This window comes from Paenisporosarcina sp. NPDC076907 (assembly GCF_050269735.1).
GTDB lineage: Bacteria > Bacillota > Bacilli > Bacillales_A > Planococcaceae > Paenisporosarcina.
The window spans coordinates 961,835-984,673 of record NZ_JBNNIX010000001.1 but is presented as its reverse complement, the minus strand read 5'-3'; the positions used below and the strand labels follow the sequence as shown (position 1 = coordinate 984,673).

General features: G+C 37.9%; 19 protein-coding genes. 5 read left to right on the top strand and 14 right to left on the bottom strand.

All coding sequences use genetic code 11. The annotated features are described in order from the left end of the window. Positions 1-34: 34 nt before the first annotated feature. The 7 genes from ACQKEV_RS04770 to ACQKEV_RS04740 all read right to left on the bottom strand — a co-directional run bounded on the left by ACQKEV_RS04770 (position 35) and on the right by ACQKEV_RS04740 (position 11,434). Positions 35-1,828, bottom strand: a complete 1,794-nt coding sequence (locus ACQKEV_RS04770; protein ID WP_427443851.1) for a bifunctional metallophosphatase/5'-nucleotidase — start codon at positions 1,826-1,828, stop codon at positions 35-37. Between the two features lie 962 nt (positions 1,829-2,790). Further along, positions 2,791-5,145 carry a hypothetical protein gene (locus ACQKEV_RS04765; protein WP_427443849.1) on the bottom strand — a complete coding sequence of 785 codons (2,355 nt, stop codon included), beginning with the start codon at positions 5,143-5,145 and terminating at the stop codon, positions 2,791-2,793. Between the two features lie 1,051 nt (positions 5,146-6,196). Next, positions 6,197-6,667, bottom strand: coding sequence for a VanZ family protein (locus ACQKEV_RS04760; RefSeq protein ID WP_427443847.1), 471 nt, complete (start codon positions 6,665-6,667; stop codon positions 6,197-6,199). 130 nt (positions 6,668-6,797) lie between these two features. Continuing rightward, complete coding sequence (locus ACQKEV_RS04755; protein WP_427443846.1) at positions 6,798-7,628, bottom strand: hypothetical protein; 831 nt, start codon at positions 7,626-7,628, stop codon at positions 6,798-6,800. A gap of 292 nt (positions 7,629-7,920) precedes the next feature. After that, positions 7,921-9,540, bottom strand: coding sequence for a M20/M25/M40 family metallo-hydrolase (locus tag ACQKEV_RS04750; RefSeq protein ID WP_427443844.1), 1,620 nt, complete (start codon positions 9,538-9,540; stop codon positions 7,921-7,923). A 69-nt stretch (positions 9,541-9,609) separates the two neighbouring features. After that, positions 9,610-10,767: an aminotransferase class I/II-fold pyridoxal phosphate-dependent enzyme gene (locus tag ACQKEV_RS04745; RefSeq protein ID WP_427443842.1), complete on the bottom strand. Its 1,158-nt coding sequence runs from the start codon at positions 10,765-10,767 to the stop codon at positions 9,610-9,612. Between the two features lie 7 nt (positions 10,768-10,774). Beyond that, the gene (locus ACQKEV_RS04740; RefSeq protein WP_427443840.1) at positions 10,775-11,434 is read right to left on the bottom strand and encodes a GntR family transcriptional regulator; all 660 of its coding nucleotides are present in this window, start codon (positions 11,432-11,434) and stop codon (positions 10,775-10,777) included. 287 nt (positions 11,435-11,721) lie between these two features. Here ACQKEV_RS04740 and ACQKEV_RS04735 point away from each other — a divergent pair, with 287 nt between their 5' ends. Continuing rightward, positions 11,722-12,276 carry a helix-turn-helix domain-containing protein gene (locus tag ACQKEV_RS04735; protein WP_427443838.1) on the top strand — a complete coding sequence of 185 codons (555 nt, stop codon included), beginning with the start codon at positions 11,722-11,724 and terminating at the stop codon, positions 12,274-12,276. Positions 12,277-12,334: 58 nt separating this feature from the next. Further along, positions 12,335-12,562 (top strand): hypothetical protein, encoded by a 228-nt coding sequence (locus ACQKEV_RS04730; protein WP_427443836.1) that lies wholly within the window; start codon positions 12,335-12,337, stop codon positions 12,560-12,562. A 103-nt stretch (positions 12,563-12,665) separates the two neighbouring features. On the opposite strand, the gene ACQKEV_RS04725 is transcribed toward ACQKEV_RS04730, so the two are convergent. From ACQKEV_RS04725 to ACQKEV_RS04715, 3 genes are all read right to left on the bottom strand, one after another. Then, positions 12,666-13,586, bottom strand: a complete 921-nt coding sequence (locus ACQKEV_RS04725; RefSeq protein WP_427443834.1) for a DMT family transporter — start codon at positions 13,584-13,586, stop codon at positions 12,666-12,668. A gap of 317 nt (positions 13,587-13,903) precedes the next feature. Continuing rightward, on the bottom strand, positions 13,904-14,338 hold the full coding sequence (locus ACQKEV_RS04720) for a MarR family winged helix-turn-helix transcriptional regulator (protein ID WP_427443832.1): 435 nt from the start codon (positions 14,336-14,338) through the stop codon (positions 13,904-13,906). Positions 14,339-14,472: 134 nt separating this feature from the next. After that, the gene (locus ACQKEV_RS04715; RefSeq protein ID WP_427443830.1) at positions 14,473-15,087 is read right to left on the bottom strand and encodes a 3'-5' exonuclease; all 615 of its coding nucleotides are present in this window, start codon (positions 15,085-15,087) and stop codon (positions 14,473-14,475) included. A 171-nt stretch (positions 15,088-15,258) separates the two neighbouring features. Between ACQKEV_RS04715 and ACQKEV_RS04710 the strand changes: the two genes are divergently transcribed. Then, the gene (locus ACQKEV_RS04710; RefSeq protein ID WP_427443828.1) at positions 15,259-15,810 is read left to right on the top strand and encodes a biotin transporter BioY; all 552 of its coding nucleotides are present in this window, start codon (positions 15,259-15,261) and stop codon (positions 15,808-15,810) included. A gap of 678 nt (positions 15,811-16,488) precedes the next feature. Here ACQKEV_RS04710 and ACQKEV_RS04705 read toward each other — a convergent pair. Together ACQKEV_RS04705 and ACQKEV_RS04700 are read right to left on the bottom strand one after the other, a co-directional pair. Further along, positions 16,489-17,763, bottom strand: a complete 1,275-nt coding sequence (locus ACQKEV_RS04705) for a general stress protein (protein WP_427443826.1) — start codon at positions 17,761-17,763, stop codon at positions 16,489-16,491. Between the two features lie 801 nt (positions 17,764-18,564). Then, positions 18,565-19,395, bottom strand: a complete 831-nt coding sequence (locus ACQKEV_RS04700) for an STAS domain-containing protein (protein ID WP_427443824.1) — start codon at positions 19,393-19,395, stop codon at positions 18,565-18,567. Positions 19,396-19,461: 66 nt separating this feature from the next. On the opposite strand from ACQKEV_RS04700, the gene ACQKEV_RS04695 reads away from it, so the two are divergent. Then, on the top strand, positions 19,462-20,193 hold the full coding sequence (locus ACQKEV_RS04695) for an NADPH-dependent oxidoreductase (RefSeq protein WP_427443822.1): 732 nt from the start codon (positions 19,462-19,464) through the stop codon (positions 20,191-20,193). Here the strand turns inward: ACQKEV_RS04695 and ACQKEV_RS04690 are convergent. Next, positions 20,180-20,659, bottom strand: coding sequence for a sigma-70 family RNA polymerase sigma factor (locus ACQKEV_RS04690; RefSeq protein WP_427443820.1), 480 nt, complete (start codon positions 20,657-20,659; stop codon positions 20,180-20,182). The genes ACQKEV_RS04695 and ACQKEV_RS04690 overlap by 14 nt on opposite strands. 236 nt (positions 20,660-20,895) lie before the next feature. Here ACQKEV_RS04690 and ACQKEV_RS04685 point away from each other — a divergent pair, with 236 nt between their 5' ends. Then, complete coding sequence (locus ACQKEV_RS04685; RefSeq protein WP_269925769.1) at positions 20,896-21,357, top strand: competence protein ComK; 462 nt, start codon at positions 20,896-20,898, stop codon at positions 21,355-21,357. A gap of 449 nt (positions 21,358-21,806) precedes the next feature. Here the strand turns inward: ACQKEV_RS04685 and ACQKEV_RS04680 are convergent, their stop codons facing one another. Next, positions 21,807-22,766 carry an NAD-dependent epimerase/dehydratase family protein gene (locus ACQKEV_RS04680; RefSeq protein WP_427443818.1) on the bottom strand — a complete coding sequence of 320 codons (960 nt, stop codon included), beginning with the start codon at positions 22,764-22,766 and terminating at the stop codon, positions 21,807-21,809. Between the last annotated feature and the right edge of the window lie 73 nt (positions 22,767-22,839).

The window sequence follows — 22,839 nt, the reverse complement described above, 5'->3', positions numbered from 1 at the left end:
AAGCCTCCCCCTGATGGAGGAGGCTTTGTGCAAGTTATAGAATTGTATCTCCCGTTACTTCTATTCCTTCAAATTGCATTCTATCAGTATCCAGTCCTGAAGCATCTAAAGAACCTTCAACCTTGATGTTTGAAAACGTAGCACTATCCGACAATGTTCCTGTAAGTACTAAGTTTCCTTTGACTACTGCATTTTCAAGGGAGGAAATGTTGGAAACTGATACTGTAACATTTCCGGCGTAAACTTTTGGGTTTTCAACGGTGCCGGAGAAATCTTCAGCAGGAACATTGCCACCCGGCAATTCTGAAGGTACTTCATTAACTACATCCACTATGCGTCCTTCGGTTTTTGGTGTAATTGTTCCAAGTGATGTTAAGTGTTGTGCAAAGTTCTCCCAATCTGATAAACCTAAATCAGTTACTCTTCCTTCTGCATAAGCCTTCTTCAATACATCGTATCCATCGCCGCCTTTAGCTGTAAATGCATTAGTAGCGATTGTATACATGCTGCCATCTTGAATCTCTGTGTATGAACCATCTTCATTTTTATATTTAATGGACACTACACGTTGGCCAGCCGGTTTTGAAGAATCAAATCTAACTTTTGCTCCTGATACGTGAAGGAAGCCACCATTTTCAAGAGGATATACACCGAAACTTTTTTCAAATGCTTGTTTTATCTCTGCACCAGACAATTTCATGGTCGCCAGCGTATTACCGAATGGAAGAACTGTAATTACTTCACCGACAGTAATTGGTCCCTCATTAATACCTGCCCGGATGCCGCCGCCATTTTGGAAAGCCATGACTACGTCTTTGTTATATTCTTTTGCTTTTGCAAGCATTCCATCAGTAATTAAGTTGCCTAGAGGTGTCTCATTTTTACGAACGCTATTCTCCGCAGTGCGAAGATTTTCTAAAGGAGCTGTGGTAATCGCACCAATTTCTTCGTTTTTAAGCACTTCAATTTGATCTGAATATTTTTTTAGAAGGGCAGCAGCTTCAGCATCTGCTGTTTTGCTTGCTACTGGAATCAACTTTCCTTCATGCGAAATTACAACTCCATTGCTATCAAACGTTACATCTAATGTTCCAAGATTTTCTGCATATTGACCTGCTTGAACGATAATCGTTGGTTCTGTATCTTGGTTTAATAAAACAGGTACAGGTATGGCAGTGTGACTGTGAGCTCCAACAATTACATCAATACCTTTTACCGATTCTGCCAGGAGTTTGTCATTGTCTATTTCCGGATTATCATCATAGCCAATATGAGTAAGCGCTACGATTTTGTTAATGCCCATATTCTCGAATTGTCTTACCATTTTCTTGGCATCTTTAATATAATTTGAGAATGTGATAGATCCAGCACTTGAAATATCCGAAGTTTCTTCAGTTGTCAAACCAAAAATACCGACTTTTTCTCCATTTACTTCTTTGACAATCCCTGTATAGATATTTCCATCTTTTTCTTTATTTGAAATCTTTGAATTGAATAAACCTTTGAACAAAACATCGTTTGAAAAATCCACGTTAGAAGATACAAATGGGAACTGTGCCGCTTTAATGAAATCGGCCAATGCTTTATGGCCTTCCGGTGATGCACCAAGATCAAATTCATGGTTACCGAAAGTCATCGCATCCACTTTCATTAAATTCATAAATTCCAAATCTGCTTGTCCTAGGAACTTATTGAAGTATAGTGTTCCTGAGAATACATCTCCTGAGTCAAATAACAACGCATCAGGTTTCAATTTGCGTACATCGTTTACTGCTGTCACTCGTTTTGCTACATTGTCTAAATAAGCATGCGTGTCATTGAAATGCATAATTGATAGTTCGAAATTTTTGCTATTCCCGTCTTATACCACAACTATGTGGCTTTCGTTTCGGGCCTTCACCATGCAGGCGACTTTCATCGCACACGGCGATCCGTCAGCGTATAAAATAAGAAATTTATTTCCCCAAGTAATATTATAGTTTTCATTTGTTAAGCTAGTGTACGAAATATATTAAAAGAATCTAAACTATTGAAAGAAAGCAATTAATTATAAAAATATTTACCTACTTAGTGGAATATTCCGACTTTTTAATTCAAAAAAATAGAACCTATCATTAAAATGAAAAGGTTCTATTTTTTTAAGAGCTTAAATTTTGGGGAAATAAGCTAATATTATCATTTGCCACTGACTGGGTTCCTTCGCTCCCGCTAGTTTTATCCTCCTCATATGTTACCATACCAGTTCAAACGGCTAGCAATCTACACTACTATGAACCCGCTGCCATTCTCAATGCCTCTATGGTGCTGACACACCTCTTCATTGAGAACTTCAAACGTTCCATTAATTCCATCCCTTATTTTGACAACCGTAGGTCTCCACTATTCAGAAATGAGAACGATCAGTTTAACAGTCAATTATACTGTCCGCCATTACACCATTTCGTATGTAAGGATGAATACCGAACTCCTAGCTATTTCACGGTACTCACTACCTCACCCTGCCTACATGGATTCGTTTTCCTGACCATAGTTGTTTTTTAAAGAGCCCCGCCTCAATTTGTTGAGTACGACTTCACCTGACTTAACCCCTTCCGCTTATCAGAGCATCACTGGATCCAGGAGGATTAGGCACTTGCATATAGACTGTTTTGCAAGTATGGGAATTTCACCCATCTATTGGAAATTAATAGTTAGAAAAAACCTCATGCAAAATGCGTTTCAGCAATTACATGAGGTTTTACCGCTTTTTTCGTCATATGAATGACTTATAAAGCAACGTTTCGTTTAGTTTTATTGAGGAGTAGTTCCAGCTAAATCAACGTCAGAACCAACAGCATTTAATTTCCATACTAGGTTATCTTGGTTAACGATACCTGTAGCACTAGTTACGAATAATCCAGCTGTTGTAGAATCCCATCCAGCAGTAACATTAACTACGTCTGTAACTACCATTTTATTTCCTGCTGCAGCAACTTTAATTGTAGCAGTTCTACCATTGATGTCTTTAACAGTCAAAGTAGCATTTGAAGATACTTTTAATTCGTTGTTATTAAGCTTAGCTGGAGCAACGAAGTTAATTGTATCACCGATTGTAAGAGATCCTATACCAGCTCCAACTTTATCAGTTACATTCAAGTTTTCAGCATAGAAGAAATCTCTGAAGATAACGACATTTACATCGTCCATATCAACAGTTTCAAGTGTTGCTGAAGCTTTACGTTGTGTAACTACAAAATTGTTACGCCCATCTAAAAGGTTCAATGAGTTAATAACCCATTCTCCGTTAGCATCTACAGTAGTATCTGCAACAAAGTCAGTTGTACCGTTAGCATTTACACGACGTGCTTCTACGATGTAACCAGCTTGACCTTTACCAACTAAACGGTAAGCATCTTTATCATGTGTTACAACATGTTTACCAACAAGACCTCTGTTTTCAGAGAATGCATAAGATGGTTCAGCATCGTTAGCATTAGTAACTTTGAAACCAGCTGGAGATGGATCAAGAGTTACATCTGAATCGATACGGAAAGTACTAACATTGCCTGCTGCTTTGTAATCGAAAGTAACATGATCTCCTTTAGATAATGCTTTGAAGAAAGCTTCAGCTGTTACTGAAGTGTTACGGATAAAGAAGAAATCATTTGAATCAAAGTTGAAGATTTCGCTATTCATGTAGAATAGGTTCTTAGCAACATCAGCAGATACTGAACCTACTAATTCTGCACTATAAACTCCAACTGCTGCTTTAGGTGAGAATGTAGTATCTCCAGCATATTTGCCGCTTGCAACATTGTTTTCGTATTTAGATACAAATGGTGTAACTGTGATTTCGTCATTAAGGTCAACTGCATCAGTTGCTACACTTGAATTATCTTTAAGTACGAAAGTCAATGCACCGTTCACAGCATTTGCAACATACTCTTCAGTGTTTGCATTGTAAGTGAAGCTGTTACCTTCGCCTAAACCGTTTACAGAAGTAATTTTAACTTGATCACGTGAAACTACTGTAGATGTACCATCTTGGTAAAGTTTGATTGTTACTTTACCTGTGTAAGGAGTACCATCCACTTTAGTGAAACGTGAAGTGTAAGCACGTTCTTGACCATTCACTAAGAATAGATTAGTTGTATCGTTGATTACGATTGTATTATCTATATCAGATGCAGGTGTAGTGAATGAAAGACCAGTCGTTTTACCTTGGTAAGACAATGTAAACGCTGTAGCTGCTTCTTGTGTAGTTGTAGTCAATGTAACAGTTTTACCGTCAGCAGCAACTGATGCAGCTTGAACGATCAATCCGTTGTTGAATGTGAATTGACCAGCAGGCAATGTAGAAGCACCTGGGCTTAATTGTTTAGAGAATTTAACTACTACTGTGTTTTTGAAATCACTTGAGATTGAAGTTACTGACAATGGAATTGCTGCAGTTACATCATTAACTGATTTTTGTAAAGCTGTTTCCCATTTAAGAACGCTTGCATCTAGGATAGCTTGTGCATCAGTTAATTTTTTAGCTGCATCTTCAAATTTAAGAGCAGTAGCATCAGCAGCTGCACCTTTAACTAATACGTTAACAGTTACGTCATTTTTCAATTCAGCAACTAATTTTTCAAGAGCAGGTTTTACTGCGTTACGAATTTGATCACGAGTAGATTGACCGTATACGCGGTCTAATAAGATTGATTGTTTACGATATTCAGCAGTTGCTACGTGGTAAGCAGCTTCTACTTTTTCGATGTCGTTTGTGCCAACAGCAGCTGTTAAGTTAGCTGTTAAGCTAGCAATTTTTTGGCTTGAAGTGATTGCATCAATATAAGATTGAGCGCGTTTCACTTGAAGTTTAGCATCAGCTAGGCGAGCTTCGTATTTAAGTTTGTCTGAGAAACTTAAACCTGTAAGTGCCGCTTCAGCTTTAGCATTTGCTAATTTTGCATTGTTGTATTGAGCCCATGGTTGAGTAACTCCGTCGCCAGAACCCTCAATTGAAATTGCCCATTTTAATACTGTTGCTGCATTTTGTGCGTCAAGCACTAATTGATCAACGTTTGTTGCTGCGTCAGCTTGGTTTGCTGGAGCTGCTGCAACGAATGCTGAAGCTACTACCGCTGTCGATGCAGCGATCTTGATTGCTTTCTTTTTCATAAATTTGTTTTCTCCCTTCGCTTCTGTGTTGCGTTTTGGTAGTGTGTAAAAATCGATCTACTGAATTGTATCCAGCGTCGTCACCCTATCTAATATATGAGTATACAAAAGTCCTATATGAAAATCAACTAAATAATTGAGATTTTCTGAATTTTGTAGCGACTCTTCTGGGATTGACGTTTGGAAACACTCTGTAAGTCAATTACAATTTCCATATTACATCATAAATTCCATGATTGCCACCTTTTTCCGTGATTATTTCAAATTCTATTAATATATTACCATTTATTACAGGAAATAAGCTAATTTTCTCACTAATTGTAATGATTTTTATATTTAAAAATTTTTCGTGCAATTTTTAAAAATGTAAGATATTATTAATTTCATAGGAGGTTTCTCCCATTGGAAAACATTAACTTGTTTCGTACATTTCGATGTACAGCCTCCTACTTCCTTCGTTTTTCAGTAAAAAAAAAGCATCCGATTTATTCGGGTGCTTCTTTTTACGTTATTATGCTATTTTTCATAACAGGGGAATAGAACTAAATTTATTGAATTTCTTAAACTTTTGACATGTTATATTTCTATAATTTGTTTAAAAAGGGTTGAATTTTTCATTACTCCCCATAGATCAGAGTAGATATTTTCATGTCAGTTAACTCCTAGCAACAAAAAATGAGCTATCTACACGTCCCAAGTATGTAACAGGTGGAGAAAAATCGTTTTCTCCACCTGTTTTTATGTTTTTACTTATTTTCCTCAAAAGTAATCGTGCCGATACCCTCTACTTTCTTATTGTTGGTGTGGGTATTTTCATTTAAACAAGCTAGGACGATTACATATTGGAACGAAGATTAGAGCACCACCTCGATTGGCTACGTCTTCGTTACCAACATACCGTTGGCCCAAGATCGCACGCGGAAAGCGCACGCCTGTTTTTTTCTGTTTCTGTTTCTGCATCGCTTCGCTAGCTTCGAAACTTGAAAGTGCATTGTAACGGAAATCAATGAACCATTCTTAATATGAAAAGGGGCTGCCCTAAAAAGTCAATTTAATTGACTTTTGGGCTGCCCCTTCGATCTTTTCTAACTTTATGAAGGACAAACAAAATGGTTAGAGCTAGCAAAGCTCCAAATGCGTCCAAAAAAACATCTTGGATTGTCGCAGTTCTTCCTGCAGTTGAAGACTGATGGAGTTCGTCCATAATTGCCATCATCAATGTAATCAAAAATGCACGAATGTATCGTTTCAGTATGAAGTAAGATACGATTGCCAATGCTCCAAATGTAAGAATGTGTGCGCCTTTTCTGATCAGAAATTCGACGAAATGATAATATCCTCTTTCATTTATAGAAACCGTTGTATCCCAATATGGAATTTGGATAATTGACAACACACCTTTCAACGGTTCTTCAGGTAGCCATTGCTTCAGGGTTGGAATTAAAGAGCTTTCTTCATATGTCTGTGAGGAGGAAATAAATAGAACTGCCAGTATGAGGAGGAACCATAAATACTTTTTCATGGTTTGTATTTTATCATAAATCGACAAGAAAATCATTTGTTCGCAATGATTAATACTGTGTCGAAACCTGTTAAAAATAATGGAAAACCCCCGGCATTTAAAATCGTCGGGGGTTTATTTCCATATGGAATTAATAATTCATTGCTTTTTTAAGAAATTCTTTACGTTGTGTTTCCTTAATTGCTTTATACTCGCTTACAAAGCTTTTCGCATGCGTTTTACTGAATCCGTTTTTGACTAAATCTTTTTCAATCACATAGATGACTTGGTAGAAGACTTTGTCCGTTCGACCTTCAAGTACGCTTGCTGCAGATGTATATTTTTTATAGAAGTATGCATAGTTAATGGATTCACCATTTGCTTGTTTCGTTTGATATTCGTTAGCAGCACGATTGACTAATGCATCAATTCTTACATCAGCATCCGCTTGCAGTTTTGTCATAACAGGTTTGTATTTCTCTTTAATTGTAGCAACAGTTACAGGTTTAGATGAAGTATGCTTGGATGTCCCAAAAGAACTAACCTTTCCTGTTGGTTGCACAACTTTTGATGAACTTTTTTCAGTTTTAGAATTAGAAGTACTAACGGTCGCATTTTCTGCAGAAGCAACATTTTCATCTGAGGTCTCTTCTGCCGCAGTTAACTCTACATTTTCGTTGGCATTTTCATTGTTTGCTGAAGCTGTTGTTGACGATGAAGTAACTTGTCCTGAGCTATCAGTTTCAACAATATTACCCTCTTCATCCAGTTCAATTTTTGAACCATCAGGTAAATCGACATTATATGTTTCTTTTGTAATTTCTTTGACTTCTGAATCCGCAACGTCATATTCTTTGAACTTAAATAAATATGTCGCATATGATCCTCCCATAAGAATAAACAGTCCAACAATCAGTAAAGAGCGTTTTATCCAAGTAGGCATTTTCTTTTTAGTAGTTTCTTGGGTTGAATTTTTTTTCATGTTATATCTCCCATTCTATTTTAATCTTTAGACAAGTATAGCAAGCTTTCAACAAGAAAAATACAAAAATTATTTTTTATTGTTTTTTCTGTTACAAAATAAAGTTACAAATCCTTACAGACACAAGACTTTCTCATTGTAATTGTTTTCCTATTTGAAGGGAAGTTTTTTTCTTTTCACATGTTTTTAGCTCTTTTTTCATTATGTACTGTTTAACCAAAAAGAAATCGTTTTTACATAGACTTTTAATAAAATAAAGAAAGTCCCTCTTTAATTAGAAGGACCTTTTCTCTTAGGATTTAACATGTTCCATAAGGACATGCTTGACCATAGTTTCTAGTAAAATGGGCAATTCAACGAATGCACTTTGAATGTGCAGCCGCTCCGTTCGTTTGTGTGCATCTTTTCCGAAAGGTCCAACGTTGAGTACTGGTGCTTTTAGTAATCGCATTTCATTAAATGGAATGGAATACGAATCACCCCACACAGGTGTGTTTACTTCAAACACTTGCCATCCTCCAGTTGTATCTTCGTAGTTAACGTAACTTAAATCGGATATTCCGTTAAAATAATGGATTTGTTCTATATTCAGATTGAATTCTGCTTGACCCAAGTCTCTTACAAATTCCACACACTCTTTCACCAATGGATCGTCACTTGTGTTGACCGCCGGATAATACGGAGGTGCAAACAGTAAGACGATAGCTGGCGCAAGCTCTTGGCACTGAATCATCAATGTATCGACAATGCGGAAAGATTTTTCCCGGTCATCCCATTCCTGATGATCCCGAACGGTTGTTTTGACCGCTTCTACATAATCATTTCCAAATTTCGCAACTGCGTGATTCATCAATTCTTCGTACTTCAATACTCGGATGTCCCCAACAGGATCTACACCCTCTCGAGTACAAATGGCTTGATAACTTTTGTTGCACTCATCTGCCGCTTCGTTTGCAACCCCTTCAAAGATCGACATGATTTCAGCCGCATTACGATTCATTAGAAATACATTGTATAAAGCCTTTGCACGGTAAGGTGTCTGTGCCGAATACTCCATTTTCAAATCTTTTTGCTGAATGGTGACTGGCAGTGGTGTTTTCTCACCTAAAACGGTTTCTTGAAACAACGGATTAAATTCCATTCGTTGTGTTAAAAAAGAGGCAATATAATTGGCCGTAATCCCACTTAGCGGTTCCCCCACATGTGTCTCCATGCCATAAAAAAGAGCAGAAGGCATTATTTTTCCGATTGAACCTGAATACAAATAATATTTATCATCGCCAGGTTGTTGTGCAAAGATTGGCTCGCTATTTAAAAACAGTTTGTAGGTGAGGTTGTGCTGCGTACGATAATCAATCAATTTGGACACAGCCGCTCTCATGCCCGAACTATTTACTTCTTCATCCGGGACCGTCAATAAAATAAGATTGATCGGCCATTGTTCATGACATGCTTTTTCAATGAGACTCATATGCAAGACGAGCCCCATCTTCATATCCATCGTTCCACGGCCAAATAAGTAATTACCTGACTCTAAATCCAGACGGGCGTCTTCTGGTAATTCATCTTTTACGTCCAGTAACGCTTTCGTCAACATTTCCGGTTCAAAAGCCAATGCTTCCAGGTCGCCGTATTCTTCGGTATTGACCGTATCAAAATGACTGATCAGCACAATCGTTTCTTTTGCTTCCGGATGTTTATATAAGGCTGTAAGGAACTTTCGTCCAAAATCTGCTTCGCTTAATTCAATATTTTTATGATTGTCATGGAAGTATGGAATATCCTGCAGTTTTGATTGGACTTTGAAAGGAAACTCCCGCTCTCCATCTGATAGCGTCATGCTTTTCCAACTGACTACTTCACATAACAAGGTTCGGAGTGCTTCTGGTGTCGACCACATAAGTTCTGTCATGATGTATTCCTCCTGTTTTTAAGCCCTCTATCTAATGGAATGCTACAAATGCTAATCGAATTTAAGTACCTATCTTTGTTTAGAAATGAATGCTTCCATCCGGTCCAATCCTTTTACCAATACCGGCATGGCATAGGCATAGGAAATACGGATGAATCCTTCCCCGTATTCACTGAAGGCACTGCCTGGTACACATGCAACGCCACCTTCTTTCAAAAGCTTAGTCGCAAAATCGAAGGACGACATACCGAATTCTTTAATAGAAGGAAAAATATAAAAAGCACCATTTGGTTTTACTACTTCCAGTCCCATATCGAGTAATCGACTGTATACATAATCTCGGCGGACGATGTACTCTTTATTCATTTCAGCAGGAACATCCTTGCTGTCGCCTAGTGCCTCGATAGCTGCATATTGGCTCGGCACCGGTGCACAGACGGAATTGTATTGGTGAATTTTGATGCAGTGCTGCATCAGTGATTCCGGACCTAATAAAAATCCGATGCGCCAGCCTGTCATGGAATGCGATTTTGATAAGCCATGAATAAGGAATAGTCGATCCCGTAATTCTGGATACGATCCAAATGAACGATGTTCACCCGAGAACGTGTTTTCACTGTAAATTTCATCGGACAATACATAGATGTCCTGTTCTTTTAGTACTTCTGCTAATGCATCCATTTGCTTGGAATCAATGGAGACCCCCGTTGGATTCGATGGAAAATTGAATAAGACAGCCTTTGTCTTCTCTGTAATCAACCCTTTTAATCGTTCAGGAGAAGGTTGAAAGCCTGTATCTGAAGTATCCAGATACTTTACCTTTGCGCCGCACATCGTAATGATCGGAGCGTAACCCGTATAGCAAGGCGCCGGTAAAATCACTTCGTCTCCTTCTTCTAGGATGGTCCGAAAGACTGCGTCAATGGCTTCGCTTGCGCCGATTGTGACGATGATTTCAGTGTCGGCTTTATAGGCAAATTGATATTTTTCCATGAAAAAGCGACTGACCGCATTTCTTAGCTCAATCATACCTGCATTATGGGAATATCCAGTTAAGTCATTCGAAATGGCGGCGATTCCAGCTTGTTTGATGGCTTCGGGTGTTGGAAAATCGGGTTGGCCGATCGTTAAATTCACTGCGTCCGGATAATGGACGAGCTGGTTGGAAAACTGTCGGATGCCTGAAACGGCAATTTTGGTGATGCGTTCGTTTATTGTAAGTGGCATGGGATCTTCAACCCTTCTCATAGTAATGAAGAAATCTTCGTTCAATATTATCCATATGTTCGGTCATGGCATTTATTGCAGCTGGTCCGTCCTGCTGTTCGAGTGCGTTGACGATGTCTTCGTGTTCCCCGCTTGCCTCCATTGCAGAAACGGGGTACGTATTTGCAAGGATTAAAAAGGCACGATTGACCCCAGTGTTCACGGTATAAATCATGTCACACAGTTTGGTATTCGAATTTTGATCCGCCAATAATAAGTGAAATGCTCGATCGAGTTCAATAAATTCATGAAAGTCATTTTTTTCCGCTGCCCGTTTTTGAAGTCTAAGATTGGTTTTCAATGATTTAAGAAATTCAGGTGTCGTTAACTTGGCAACCTGCTCAATATTATACGTTTCAAGTAGCTTCCGTACTTCCATATGATGAAGCGCATCCTCTTTCGTGAAAGATGAAACAATGGCAGGTTTTCCACTTTGTAAAACTACGAGTCCATCCGTTGCCAACCTGCGAATCGCTTCACGAAGTGGTGTCCGGCTTATTCCCAGTTCCAAAGCGAATTTTTCTTCACGCAGTTCTTCGTTTGGCGCGAGCGTACCCGTCAGAATATCTTTGCGAATTAAATCATATGCTTGATCCGCTAATGAATCGGGTTTTTTTATTTTTCTCAACAGATGACATCTTCTTTCAAGGTTGATTGTATTCTGTATACAGTATATGCGGATTATAACGTAATGGTGTTTTAAAGTATAGGGAGATTATTTCAGAGATTCTGATGAAATTTAGCGATTTTTGAGAGAATACTCATTTGAATTTTAAATATCCAGGATATTATATAAAAATAAATAATTATTAATTAAGAATTATTAATATTTTTTAAGCCATTTATTAGCATTTTGTGTAAAATAGGAGATAACAGATAGAATACGTCATTATGTGAGTGAATGGGGTTGAGCACATGGACTTTCCAAAAGAGGAAGTTGGCAAGAGAATTAGATACTTAAGAAAATCACTTGGGTTCACTGCGGATGATTTAGCGAAAAAAGCTGGAGTTAGTCAAAGTATGATTTCTCAAATAGAACGAGGACAAGTCTCTCCTTCTCTAGAAACTTTATGGAGAATGAGTTATTGCTTGAAAGTTCCTGTCTTCACTTTCTTTGAAGAAGATGAACAGGAAATCGTCACGGTTCTGCGTAAGAATGAACAACCGGAAATGAAGCAACTGCGTCCGAATGTGACGTATCAACATCTCTCCCCTCCACAGGGCAAACAAATTAACTTTTTTAAATTGATTTTAGAGCCCGGTGAATACGCAGATAATCCACTGATGTTTCATACAGGAGAAGAATGTGGTTATTTATTAACTGGGCAAATTCGTGTAGAAGTAGATGGAGAAGTTTATGAGCTTTTTGAAGGAGACAGTATCTATTTCAATAGCAACCTCCCTCATCGTTTTGAAAATGCGGGTTCTCAGACAGCAACCGCTATTTGGGCAATGACGCATCCTTTTTGAATCTTTATCCGCTTTCATCCGTATACATAAGTATCGGAATTATAAGGAGGTATTATCAATGTTAAAAAACCCTGGCATTGCCGCTGTATTAAGTTTCTTTTGGACCGGCGTCGGACAAATATATAACGGACAAATCATGAAAGGCTTAATCTTGATTGGCGTTCAAATTCTCAACTCATTGTTGATGTTCGTATTAATTGGCTTCATCACTTTCCCACTTGTATGGATTTGGGGAATTTATGACGCATATAAAGTTGCCGATCGAATGAATAAAGGCGCTTACTGACCACTTCCATTTGGAGGTGGTTTTTTTATGGAAGTTCTATTCGCGTTCAGCCAACAAAAAAGGGCCTCCCGTTTTCCTGGAAGGCCCTCGTTTTAGATCCTTCTCACTCTGAGAGGGATTTTTTTAATTTATATTTTCGCCATATGTCTTCGGCCGCACCTGAGCCGAGTATTACACCTGCGACGATCAAAACAAGTCCGAAAATGTGGCGGCTTGTGATGTCTTCATTTAAAAATACCGAAGAGCCCACTAATGTGAACAGCGTATTTAAGTTCATGAAAATGGCGGCTTTGGAAGGACCGGCTTTTCCTACTGAATAGTTATAAAGCATATGGCCAACTGCTGTTCCGATCATGCCGCTTCCAAAGAACGCAACCCAAAACATCGGTGGGACATCAAAGAAGGCTTGGATTTCTCCAGGTTCCTGCAACAAGCTAATCAGGAACAAAACGAGTGATCCGATTAAAAACATATAGGCTGTAAGTAATCTAGGATCCAGTGTTTTTGCGGCTTTACTGATCACCAGGTAACTGAACACTTGCGTTAAGATGGAGAGGAACACGAAAACATCTCCAAATGATAAACCAGATGTTCCGTCTCCGGCAGCAAGAACTGTTGCACTCACGCCAAATAACCCAAGAATGACACCTACCCACTGCAGTCTAGAAGGATAGATTCTCATGATTAATGAGACCAAAACCGCGGTTAATACTGGGCCCGTACCGAGGATTAAACCGGCATTCGAACTGGTCGTCATCGTCAGTCCGATCGATAAAAAGTAATGGTGGCACACGACATTTAGAAGTGCACCTAGGACAATGAATTTCCATTCTTGTTTTGTCGGTTTTCTGACGATGCGGAATGCTGCCAAAATCGAAAACACGGTCAAGCTGGCTAAAAATATACGGAAGGCAGTCATTGTAACGGGACGTACTTCGCTCACTAAATATTTTACGGCTGGTAAATTAAAGCCCCATATGAACATTACGAAAACGAGTATGCCATAGATTTTCCATTGTTTCACGTGGCTTCACCTCACCAATTCAATTCTTTCGTTTTACGAAAAACAATAGAACAATCTTAATACTTTATCCGACTAAAGTAAATGATTTATTTCTCGAAATAATACTGTTCCCTCTTTATTAGTAAGCTGAAGAGGATAAATGACATGAGTGACAAGACAATCGGAAGTGTCACAGTATGCACGCCAAATAAATTACCATTGACCTGGTTATAAAAATGTATCGCTACATAAGTTGCAATTCCCGTTACCATCGAGGAAATCGCACCGTATATATTGCCGTAAGACCAATATAAGTCAAGAGTTATTAGATTAGAATACTAACTCTTTTCTTCATTCGGACGGATCTTTTGAAGAATGTTAATGACCAAGTGCATTTCTTCATTGGAAATATCGCCAAACGTTTTATTGAAATAGGCATACATAATTTCGTCCATTTTCTTTACGAGCATTAACCCCTCATCCGTCACCGTCAAATACACTGTTCGACGATCTGCATCGTTTCGTTCGCGTATAATATACCCTTTTTGTACTAATTTTTCACTCGTTAACGTGACATAACTATTCGTCGAATTCAGTCTACGCGCAACATCTGAAACCCGAAGTGTTCGGTCATCTTCTAATGTTCGTAAAACAGTAAATTCATTAAATGGAATATACCCTTCAAATACAACAGCAAAATCTTGTCGAACACTTCTCACTAAATAGCGGAAAGACCGGGTGAATTCCATAATTAAATCTTTACGATTATCCATTTGGGAACTCCTTCGTAATAACATAGTTTAGATACTTAATTACTTGTGTATATTAATCTCGTTATGAGGGGATGTCAATTTGTGTATTTCCCTGCCTATCATTCATAAAAAAAAACCATTCAACAGAAACGCTGTTAAATGGATTTATTCAGGCAATATTGATAAATTTTTGCGGTGACAAGACAATCTTCCAATGCATCATGTGCATTATATTCAATATTTAAATAGTGAGCTAATGTTGTCAATTTATGATTAGGCGTGTTAACAATCACTTTCCTTGCCATCTTTAACGTATCAATGACTGTATAGGACGGCACTTCGATTCGATTGTCCAGTGCATACAAAAATCCCATATCAAATGAAGCATTATGGGCAACAATCGGTAAATCACCAATAAATTCTATCAATTGATGAATGACTTGATCAATTTTTGGTTCGTCTTTAACCATGTCATTTGAAATTCCGGTTAAAGATGTAATTCTTGAAGATATTGCTCGTAGTGGATTGACGAGTTGATTCATTACATCTACTTGTTCATGTTGTCGATATTTAACGGCACCTATTTGTATAATTTGATCTGCACCTGCACGTAAACCGGTTGTTTCAAAATCAAGTACTACATAATCATTCGCTTTTTTTACGGAAGGATTATATTTCTTTGGGGGTGTTGTGCGTCTCGACGACGCCCAATAGTGTTGGCGTGATTTTCTTCTAAGTAGCTCTGCTGCATCGATGTGTCGATCATCCATCTGTCTTCCCTCCCAATCTCTCTCCCTACTATTTGACTAACTACTGCATGAACTATATACCCACATTAAAAAATGTTAAGCAATTGTTGACGAGTTTGCAAAATATTAATATCATAATATTTGTGTTAACCAAACAAAAATAATAGTTTACTAAAGGACAGGAGCTTTCAAATGAGAAATGAACAACTGAAAATGTTAATTGTCAGCGCTCTTTTTGCTGCAATCATCGGGATTATGGCACAAATAACCATCCCGCTTCCACTCGTTCCGATTACTGGCCAAACACTTGCAATAGGATTGGCGGCTACCATTTTAGGAAAACGTTACGGCGTATTGTCGGTTATCGTATACATATTGATCGGGATTGCAGGTATCCCTGTATTTAGCGGATTATCTGCTGGGATTGGTGTCGTTTTTGGTCCAACAGGGGGCTACATTATTGGATTTATTCCAGCTGCATTCTTTATTGGGTGGCTCTTAGAACGTTTCGGATTCACGGTAAAAAATGCGGTAATTACCAATATTATCGGCATGATTATTACACTGGCATTCGGAGCAATCTGGTTAAAATTTGTTGCAGATTTAAGTTGGACTGCTGCATTAACTGGTGGAGTTACTCCATTTATTCTTGTAGGAATTATTAAAGCAATTCTAGCTGCAACGATTGGAATTCTAGTTCGTAAGCGATTGACATCTGCAAAACTACTACCTGCAACAATCTGAACAGGCAAACATGCAAGACATTCCATATATTTAACACTAAACAAGCACTGGAGGAACCTCCTTTAGTGCTTGTTTTTAATTATGTAACTACCAATCCCTACTTGATCCAAATTTCGATTTTGCAAAGAATGACTCTTCATAAACAATAATCTGCGTAAAACCACGTAATAGACTAATTCAAATAAAATAATCCACTTTTTCGGAAGATCTTGTCATTTCCACTCTTATTCCCCGGGAAATATTTGGTGACTAGTGTCATTTATAGGTCGAACTTGCCAACTCGAACTGTTATCCATACACTCAGCCAGTAAGTAATTTTTGAAATCCTTATAAATATAAGTCGAAAATTCTGTTTTATAAGCATCCTCATATAACAGTTTCTTCCTTCATTGTTCTAATTTCTCTTTAGAGTATTGAATTTTTCTCGCATTTGTCACCAATTTCGTTAGTTATATGTAAGCGCTTCAATTATTGGCCCTGTATCTACTGACAATCGTATTGATGACTTTATCATTCATCGACCACGTGTTTGATCGTGCGGCGATTGTTTATGGACTAGCCCGCCTGAATGGCGTGCTTGTTCACACAAAACCCCTTACAGCCGCTGAATTCTGTAAGGGGTTTATCTATAAGGAGGTCGCCTTATATTGATAGTATGGGTAGCGTGACTACCATTTATTAAAATAATTTATTGTTTGGTGGAACTTCGTTTCGATATTTATCGCGCTTCAAGCGTTCCTCATATCGATCAGTTGAGATATCTTCTTCTTCATCCACACCACCTGTGGTCAATTCGTTTTCAGTAGAATCCGTATCGAATGCAAATGCATTACCATGTCCTTCATTTTCATAACCTGTTTCTTTGTATTCTGTATCGTCAGTTGATTTGAACTCATTTAATGCAGTTTTTTCAACATGATTAGTGGGTTCGTTATGTTTGCCTGCTGTATATTCTGTGCCAAAAACGCGTTCTTCTTCCATACGAGGGTCTTTTTCAAAATTGTGCTTTACATCCCCAGTTGGCATTTCATTTTCAACATTATTACCAAATGCAGCAGGTCCTAAATTCGGGTCTGCACCGGGTGATTGGAATCCATCAGTTTGTTGTTCATTTGTAATCGTTTCCTGAAGGGTTGGACGATGATCTTGAACCATTTTATCTTCCTGCATGGAATGACCAATATGGTCTTCTTCTCTAGCCATGTATGGATCTGTTGCGAATGTTTCGCCTCTAGCAAATCGATCCTGTGGTTCATCGAAACGACCATCCGTCTCATTCACAAAATCATTTGTTGAAGGTGCAAACCCCTGTTCTTTCGAATATTCGCTTTGAGGAGTTTTCGTACTTTCAAAAGTTGTTTCACTTCGCGGTTCATCAGCACCAAACGTTGTAGAGTCTGCACTTTTGTCTACTTCATTAAAGCGCGATTCTACGAATTCAGTACCTGCAGATGAAGTATACACATCTGACTGAGTATTGAACGCTGCTTCATTCCGTGCTTTGTCTTCAAACCCAGGTTCTGTCGGCAGAACTGCCCGCTCTTCCCCATGGTAAGATTCATAGCTATTTCCTGTAGATCCAAACGTATCATAACCTTCTTCAAATTCATTTTGATGCTCATTTAGCGACGAATCGGTATATAGCACAAACCCACCACTTGCTACATCTCGGGAATAGCGTTCGGTTTCTGCATCATTCAAATCTAATTTTCGTAATCCTTCTGTAACGGAATCCTCACCAGTAAACCATGATTTAAATTTATCCATGAAAGTTCCCGCTTCATGCGTTGAAACTTCAGAATGGCGACTTAAAGTACTCATGTGTGCATGATCTTTTGAAATAACATGAATATCACTCTCTGAGTAACCCTGTGCTTTTAGGTGTTCCAATTTTTCATACATTTCATCTTCTGTACGAGCGACTTCTATTTTACGGTTTGATTCAAAGTTCATGGTGTTACCTCCTATTTTTTGTTTTGCTTTTCATCTATCTACCCAACCATTCTTCGATGTTAAACACTTTTAAAAACTTTTAATTTGAATGTAACAAAAAAACTTTTCTGGATGGAGCAATCTCTTCCTGCACCGAGTAACCGCAGGCGCAATCTTTTATACACGAGTTACAACATAAGCCAAATTTTCAACTTAATGACTATAAAAAAGTAACTGACACAGATTTCGTAGCTTGAAAATACACATCCATTACCGGAAAAGAGCCTGCCAAAGATAAAATTTTGGCGGGCTCCTTCTATCTTTATTCGGTTGTGCACAGAAGCGTTGAAGAAAAACAAATATGTCGGCTTCACCTTGCAAAACGCTTCTGTTTCAATGGCTAGTTAACTTGTTAAATGAGACGGTTTTATGTGACCATTATTGTTTGTGAAAAATTTAACGCTTATACTGAAATGTTTGTCGCTCACTCCAGGCATTTATCGTTCATATAAAGAAATTATCGCTCATATAAGCCAGTTTATCGCTCAAACGCTTCTCACGCACTAGTTAACTTCTAGAGATATATGATTTGTCGAACGAGGCTGAGATGTAACCTGACTCTTGGTTGTAATAATAAACGTTGACGTAGTTCATGTTGAAAAAGCATCTTATAACGTGTACAAAGTATTTCTATTTTTAGATATGAAAAAAATAGCTGCGATTCCAGCGGCACAAGCGCGTGGAAATCGCAGCTATTTTACGAAACTAAAGACACAATCTTTTATTCGTCGAGTCACCGCAGACGTAACGATTTCTGTTCGCTTATTTCATTTGCAGTGCTTGAGAGAGATTACCGGTAATGTGAATATCTCTGAAATTCAGGCCGAGACTTACCGCTGTCATGGCAATTTCAGGGCGTACTCCAGATAATGTGGTTTTCACTCCCACAATCTTCAATGCATCGATTAATTGGAATATTTGCATGGCCACCATTGTATCGATTACATTTACTCCCGATAAATCTACATACAGATGATTAATGCCTTTTTTTGTACATTCCAGCAGTGTATTTTCCAGCAAATATTTAGCTCTTTGTGTATCAATTTCTCCCACAATCGGAAGCAATCCAATATCTTGATGTAATTTAATAACTGGCGCACTCAATTCGTTAATTAACTCTTGTTGGCTTCTTAAACGTCTTAGTGCTAATTGATCGTGCACTTCTACAAATCTGGTCATGATTTTACTGAAAGCCTTTAGGATAATATGATTCCATGAATAGATTTCATCTTTTTCATAGATTCCTTCATTCTCTCTTTCAAAACTTTCAATGATAGAGAGGTATTGATTTTGAACATTCAGGAATTCTTGCAAAATAATATGAGTAGGCGTCGATTGATGTCCTGAATCGGATGCAATTTCATTTACCCAAACTTCAAAAGACTTGAAAAACTCCTCTTCATCTTCAATAAATACCTGAATTAAATGTTCATGAAAACTATAGTTTTGAGCCTTTAGTCGTTTTATCTCTTCTTCATTAGTTGATGCGTATATTCCAACAGCAGTTGACTTATCAATAGCAGAGTACCAATCCTCTGTTAACTGTCTGGCTTGTTTTAGTAAAAACTTATGTAGTTCCAAATTTTTGTGCATGCTGAGGTCTCTCCTTCTCATTATGTATTCCTTTCTGTTACGATTGTTAGAAAGGAGATGATTCGATTGGTCATGGATTTACTTTCTTCTCATACCTCAATTCGTACATATAAAAACAAGAAGTTGTCAAAAGAAGAAGTTTTTGAACTTATTTCAGTTGCTCAACATGCAGCCAGTTCTCATTTTGTACAAGCGTATAGTGTGATTTGGATTACGGATGAAGAAATTAAGAAAAAACTTGGTGAACTCTCTGAAAATCCTACGCAAATGAAAACAGCAGGTGCAGTTTTTGTATGTTGTGTGGATTTTAAGCGACTTCAAATTGCAGGTACATTGAACGATACTTCTATTGTAACGGATACTGCGGAAAATGTAATCGTCGGAGCAACCGATGTGGCAATATTTTCTCAAAATTTAGCAATTGCAGCAGAATCTAAAGGATATGGCATTTGTTATATCGGCGGTGTCCGAAATAATCCAGATGCCATATCCCAATTATTATCTCTTCCTAGTCAAGTATTCCCCGTTTTCGCAATGACTATGGGGGTTCCGGATGAAGTACACGCAGTGAAACCGCGCTTGCCAGTCGAAGCGATTCTCCACGAAAACAATTATTCAAGCGAAAAATATCAGACTCTCTTGCCTGATTATGACAAGACAATGGAGAACTATTATGCGACCAGAGGCTCTAATCAAAAAATAACAAACTGGACCCGATCTATGGCCAACTTTTTGAGTGAAGCCCGTCGTACACACTTGAAAGATTTCCTTAAGAAACAAGGATTTACTTGGAAATGAAATTTCTGAGTTTACCGATTGTACGCTCTCTTCGTTTTTTCACTCCAGCCTTCGTAATGTTTAATAATCTTGCGACTTCATCATGTGAATAACAATCAAGGAACAACAACTGAAGAAGTTGTTGTTCTTTTTCAGTTAATAGGTGCATCAATTCATAAAATTGCTCAGAGCCGTATGATTGCTTTTCTGATTGTTCAACCAGATTCTCAAGTATTTGATGATCAGTTGGGACAATCCTTTCTTCTCTTGCTGAATTCTTCAATTCGTCCAAGATACTACCGTAAATACTTCTGTAGGCAAAAGGAGCGAAATCACCTTTCATATTATTGAAGCGTAACCAGGCCTTCCACAGTCCAATCCTGCCTGATTGAATGAAGGAATCATGATTTTTATAAATACGGAGCTTTCGGATACAAGAATATATCATTGGTTCATATTGCTGATAGACTTCTTCAAAATTTTCCAATGTCAACGACCTTGCCAATGTGCACATTTCATGTATTCCCGGGTAACATCAGTGTAAGGTACTGAAATTTGGAATTCGAATCGACAATCGGGACGTTTGAAGCATAAGAACGTCTTGTTTCTATCATATAAAGGAATTCTTTTTACCTATAAATTTTCCTAAAAGTACGTATTTTCTGTCTTGTAAGTCATTAGGAGACATGTTACATTTTTAGTAAGAAGTTAGGAGGTAGTTGCTTGCGTAATTGTGACTCGAAATGGATTGATATAAACACTTTTGTCGTTCAACCTATTTTTGAAGGACCTATGAAAACACATATCATAACGAAAAATGGAGCCTATTCATCAAAGATTTCACAGCTGGAACTCCTAGATTTAGCGTGTATGCGCTATTTTTCTACATATGAAGGACGAATTCGTGCCTCCAGGTGGCACACTAATTATCAAAAGAAAACACCGCTATGCATTGCAGAAAATTTAATTGAAGCATTTCCAACAATGTCACCATTACATCCTGAGTGCATGTGGATATTTAATCACTATTTCGAAATTACGCCCTATTCTTCAAAACAATCAATCTTATCATTTTTGACTGGCCCAGAAATTTTGGTCAATGCATCAAGGCATACCATTGAAAAACAACAATCTCGTATGGTCATGATGATGCATAAAAGAAATGAATTGGTGAGACACGAATAAACAAAGTAGTAAAGTAGCTTTTATTTAACTGTACCTGAGGACAAAAATGGCATTGCCAAAATTTTGTTCTTTTTTTAATCAAAAATACGAACATATATTCTATTTATGATATAATGAACATAACAATTGTGAATGACAGATAGCGGATGATCACTTCCAGAAGAATGGAGGTGATGCCAATGACAAGTTTTGAATCGATGAGTTTGCTTATGCAGCTAGCGACTGTGATGATCGGAGGGTTTTCAATGGTTGTATCATTAATTATTTTCTTTGCTAAAAAGAAATAGCCGTCCTCACGGGTTAGGCGAGACAGCTATTTCTGGATTAAACTGGATCAACCACTATATTGATCATTAGCGATTGTCGACTAGGTGGTGACACACCTAGTCTTTATGATTTAATTATACACTATTTTTTGTACTTCACAAAGATTTCTTATGTCTAATCGACTACTTGTTTTTGAGAAGAGACTGTTCTTGTTCATGTGTCGGTCCAGCTTTCAACTCCCGATTCCCCGCCCATTGCCTAGTATCCTCAGCAGTCACTGCTAAAGGTCGGATTTCCAATCCATTGTCGATTGCCCTTTGATTTTCAACAATAATAAAGCCTTCGGGATAGTCTTGTGATATAGGGACCCAAAAAGGAAATCTTCTTGCTCCTAAATCTGTAGATTCCAATATATCATCTGGAATCCATTGTTTTTCTATTGAGTTTGTTGACAAACTATCAATAAATTTATCCAAAGAAATAGGATTTGAAGCTGCATTGAATGTACCTGTAGTGCCATTTTCAATCAAAGAAACAATCCAGTTGGCCATATCTCTGACATCGATCCACTGGACCATTCGATGAGACTCATCACCACCTGGCAAAGCCACTTTTCCATTTTGAGACACACGTGTCGCATAATATGTGAATCTATCAGTAGGATCGTTTGGTCCCACTACAAGACATGGTCGAATAATCAAAGCACGGTCATTAAAAGTTTCGTTTATTATTTTTTCACACATAACTTTTAATGGTCCGTAAGTTTCACCAGTCACTTCATCCGTTTCGATGATTTGAGTAAAAGTGGAACTTGATTCATTCGGTCTCCCTTGTTTGTAATCGTCGTAAACCGATATTGTGGAAATGAACATATATTTTTTTGTTTTGTTTTTCAACTCTTCAATGACCGGTTTGAGATCTTGAGGCGAATAGGCACATGTATCTAGCACTGCATCCCATTCTTCTTCTCCTAGCTTTTTTGCATCTTTTCGTCGATCCCCTTTAATATGTCGTAACTGTTTAAAGACCTCAGGATTCGTTTTCCCTCTGTTAAATAAAACGACCTCATGCCCATTATGGATTGCCGCCTCTACTAAATGACGGCCCACAAAAGAAGTTCCTCCAAGTACTAATATTTTCATTTTCCCATCTCCTTTATCTCTAAAAATTCTTCGTGTTTCAAAAAACTCCTTTAAATATTTTATTGAAAGCATC